Below are 3,803 nucleotides of genomic sequence, written 5' to 3' on the forward strand. Positions count from 1 at the left end.
GCCTTGATGTCGTAGGCAGCGGGGTATTGCTTGGTGACGTAGGCGGAGAGCAGCCGCGAGGTCGTTGCGTCGAAGATCTCGACGCCGTAGACGACCGAGCCGGTCATCGTCCCCTCGCCGTCGCGCGCCGCCTGCACGCCGTTGTAGACGGCGCCGGCAAGGTCGAAGCGCGAGAGCGTGCCGAGCACCGGCGTGTTGGCGACGGCGCCGGTGAGTGTCAGCCTGATCCGCAGCGTGTTCGGCCCCGGCTCGCGCACCAGCACGAAGCGGCCGCGCAGCCGGTCGGCGAAACAGTTCTGCATGTAGGCAGCGAGCGTCGCCTTGTCCTTGCCGGACATGTCGCCGAACTGATGATCCCGGCCACGATAGACCACGACGGGATCGAGGATCACTTTGCTATAGGTGCGCCAGTCGACCGGCGTGGAATAGCGGTAGGGTACGCGGCCGGAGACGTCCGATTTGTCCGGCGCCATGTAGGCCGAGGACGCCATCTCCGAATAGGGCACCGGCGCGATCGACGCGCAGCCGGCCACGGCCACGCAAAGCACCAGCGTTCCCGGACCGCGCACCGCGATCGAGCGATTCATTCCAGACTCCTCTTGGCACTGCTCAGGCGATGGCGACCGCAGCCACGTCAGGGACCGGACGCGGCTGCGGGGCTCACCATTGCCAACCCTCGGCTTCGTCCGGGGCGTTTCGGAAGCGTTGGGCTGCCTCAGTGCCCGGTCTTATAAAACCGACCAGACGGTTTGTAAAGTTCGAAAGTCACGTCCTGACGCATTTGGCCGCAGGCGCGGCTTTGGGCAGGCCCGGTTCGAATTCGTTAACGATGAATCAGGCGCGTTTGCGCCGGGTTGCAGCCTTCGCGACCGCTGCAGTTCCGGATTTGGCGGCACGTTTTGCGGCCGGTTGTTCGAGGCTGGTCCACTGCGCATCGTCGAGCAGGCGCGCGAACAGTCGCTGGTGCTCGTCCTTGCTGAGCGGCGACATGCCGAACAGCGAACTCAATAGCAGTCCCATCGCTCCGGCCCAGCGCAGCATCGCGAGATCGGGATCCGTGGCCTCTTCCCTGATCGCGGCCATCCGCTCCATCTCGCGCTCGCGCGGCAGCGCCATCAGACGCGGATTCTCCACCATGGCCGCAACCAGCGCCAGCGCGGCGGAATTCGGCGACGTCGCCGCTTCGCGCACCGTGGCCAGCTGGGTCGCCAGATTGGGATTCGCGGAGGTCTCGCCCGCCTTCGCCATATAACGCGTCGAGAACTCCTCGAAATGCGCCATCTGCCGCTCGAGGAGTGCCTTCAGCACCGCCTCCTTGGTGCGGAACTGATGCATCACGCCGCCCTTGCTCAGCCCGCTCTCGCGCGCAATCGCATCGAGCGTCAACCGGCCCGGCCCGTCGCGCGCGATGATCGCGATGGCTGCTTCGAGCGCAGCATTGCGGGACCGTTCGGAGCGCGTGGCATTGTCCATCGCCGACTTGTCTCCGCGGCACGACGATGAATCAAGTGAAAACAGGACGCGCTGTACATTTTTTGTGCGAACACTGTCGCGACTTTCATCTTGCGGCGCCGAACGGGACTGTGTGAGCCTCGATACCGGATGGGGACTGGGATGGGCCGGCCGTAGCTTTGCGCGCCATGACGTGCGAAGCGTTGACGGCTGGTCTCGCTTGAGAAAGATACGACATGCCGAAACGAGTGTTGCTTGGTCTCCTCCTGGCGTGCGGCCTCACGGCCCCGACACTGGCGCAAGAGCCGAAGACGGGAGGTGTGATCAATGCGGTGATCCAGCCTGAGCCGCCCGGCCTGATGCTGGCGATGGTCCAGAACGGCCCGGTGCAGATGGTGTCGGGCAACATCTTCGAAGGGCTGCTGCGCTACAGCCCAAAGCTCGAACCGCAGCCGGAGCTCGCCGAAAGCTGGAGCGTCAGCGAGGACGCCAAGACCTACACCTTCAAGCTCCGGAAGGGCGTCACCTGGCATGACGGCAAGCCTTTCACCGCCGCCGACGTCTTGTTCTCGGTCGAGATGCTGAAGCAGACCCACGCGCGCGCCCGCAACAACCTCGCGCAGGTCGACAAGGTCGAGGCGCCCGACGACTACACGGTCGTCTTCACGCTCAAGCAGCCGTTCGGCCCGTTCCTCGGCATCTTCGAGGTCGGCTCGATGCCGATGGTGCCGAAGCATCTCTATGACGGCACCGACTGGAAGACCAATCCCTACAACAACGCCCCGGTCGGCACCGGCCCCTTCATGTTCAAGGAATGGCAGAAGGGCTCGTTCATTCGCCTGGCCAAGAACCCGAACTATCACGAGAAGGGCAAACCCTATCTCGACGAGATCTACTGGCAGATCATTCCCGACGCCGCCGCGCGCTCGGTGGCCTACGAGACTGGCAAGGTCGACGTGCTGCCCGGCGGCTCGGTCGAGAACTTCGACGTGCCCAGGCTGTCCAAGCTGAAGGACACCTGCGTCACCGGCGCCGGCTGGGAGTTCTTCTCGCCGCTGGCCTGGCTGTGGCTCAACAACCGCCAGGGCCCGCTCGCCGACAAGCGGGTGCGGCAGGCGGTCATGTATGCGATCGACCGCGAATTCGCCAAGGACGTGATCTGGAACGGGCTCGGCAAGGTCGCGACCGGCCCCTCCGCCTCGACCATCAAATACTATACTGACGACGTGCCGAAATATCCGTACGACCCGGCCAAGGCCAAGGCCCTCTTGAAGGAAGCCGGCTACAAGGGCGAGAAGATCCGCCTGCTGCCGCTCGCTTATGGCGAGACCTGGCAGCGCTGGGGTGAAGCGGTGAAGCAAAACCTCCAGGACGTCGGCATCAACATCGAGACCATCGCCACCGACGTCGCCGGCGGCAACCAGAAGATCGGCGACTGGGACTACGACATCGCCTTCACCTATCTCTACCAGTATGGCGATCCCGCGCTCGGCGTCGGCCGAAACTACGTCTCCAGCGCCATCGCCAAGGGCCAAGTCTTCAACAACGTCGAGGGCTACTCCAACCCCGAGATCGACAAGCTGTTCGCCGACGGCGCCGTCGCAACGCCGGACTCCAAGCGCAAGGAGATCTACGAGAAGGCGCAGAAGATCCTGGTCGAAGACGTGCCGGTGGCCTGGATGCTCGAGCTGCAATTCCCGACCATCATGCGCTGCAAGGTCAAGAACCTGATCACCACGGGGATCGGGGTCAATGACGGCTTCAAGGACGCATGGCTCGACAAGTGAGGAGGGGCGCTTCGCGTCTGGTCTCTCGTGCTGTAGCTTTCGCCGAATGATTGCCGTCCGAGCCACGGAAAAGGTGCACCTCTCCCGCTTGCGGGGAAGGTCGACGCGCGCCGGGCGATGCGAAGCATCGTCCCGAGCGCGGCGGGTGGGGGCTTTCTCCGCTCGGGGACCTTCTCTGCGGAAACACCCCCACCCCTACCCTCCCCCGCAAGCGGGAGAGGGAGCGCATCGTCGCTGCGGCGACCCTCTCGTCAAACAAGCGTCACTCTAAGTATGCTCTCATTCGTCGCTCAGCGTGTCCTCAAGGGCGTGATCGTCCTGCTTGCGATCGTCGTCCTCAATTTCTTCCTGATCCGGCTTGCGCCGGGCGACCCCGCGGTGGTGATGGCGGGCGAGGCCGGGGCCAGTGACCAGATCTTCGTCAAGCAGCTCAGGGAGAAATTCGGCCTCGACAAGCCGCTGCCGGAGCAGCTCTTCCTCTACGTCAAGGGCGTCGTCACCCTCGACCTCGGCTTCTCCTTCCGCCAGCAGGCGCCGGTCGCAAAGCTGATCGGCGAGCGGCTG

3 protein-coding genes and 1 pseudogene are annotated in these 3,803 nt (G+C 64.4%); 2 read left to right on the top strand and 2 right to left on the bottom strand.

Going from position 1 to position 3,803, the window contains the following annotated elements; translation table 11 throughout:
- The coding region (locus IC66_RS0118195) for a DUF3313 domain-containing protein (protein WP_049806558.1) at nucleotides 1-587 on the bottom strand (587 nt) is incomplete at its 3' end.
- Between the two features lie 247 nt (nucleotides 588-834).
- Nucleotides 835-1,473 (bottom strand): TetR/AcrR family transcriptional regulator, encoded by a 639-nt coding sequence (locus tag IC66_RS0118200; RefSeq protein ID WP_028139874.1) that lies wholly within the window; start codon nucleotides 1,471-1,473, stop codon nucleotides 835-837.
- Nucleotides 1,474-1,688: 215 nt separating this feature from the next.
- Here IC66_RS0118200 and IC66_RS0118205 point away from each other — a divergent pair, with 215 nt between their 5' ends.
- Complete coding sequence (locus IC66_RS0118205) at nucleotides 1,689-3,239, top strand: ABC transporter substrate-binding protein (protein ID WP_028139873.1); 1,551 nt, start codon at nucleotides 1,689-1,691, stop codon at nucleotides 3,237-3,239.
- Nucleotides 3,240-3,512: 273 nt separating this feature from the next.
- Nucleotides 3,513-3,803, top strand: a pseudogene (locus IC66_RS0118210) (ABC transporter permease); the annotation flags it as partial.

The sequence above is a fragment of the Bradyrhizobium genomosp. III genome (assembly GCF_000261705.1).
Classification (GTDB): Bacteria; Pseudomonadota; Alphaproteobacteria; order Rhizobiales; family Xanthobacteraceae; genus Bradyrhizobium; species Bradyrhizobium ottawaense.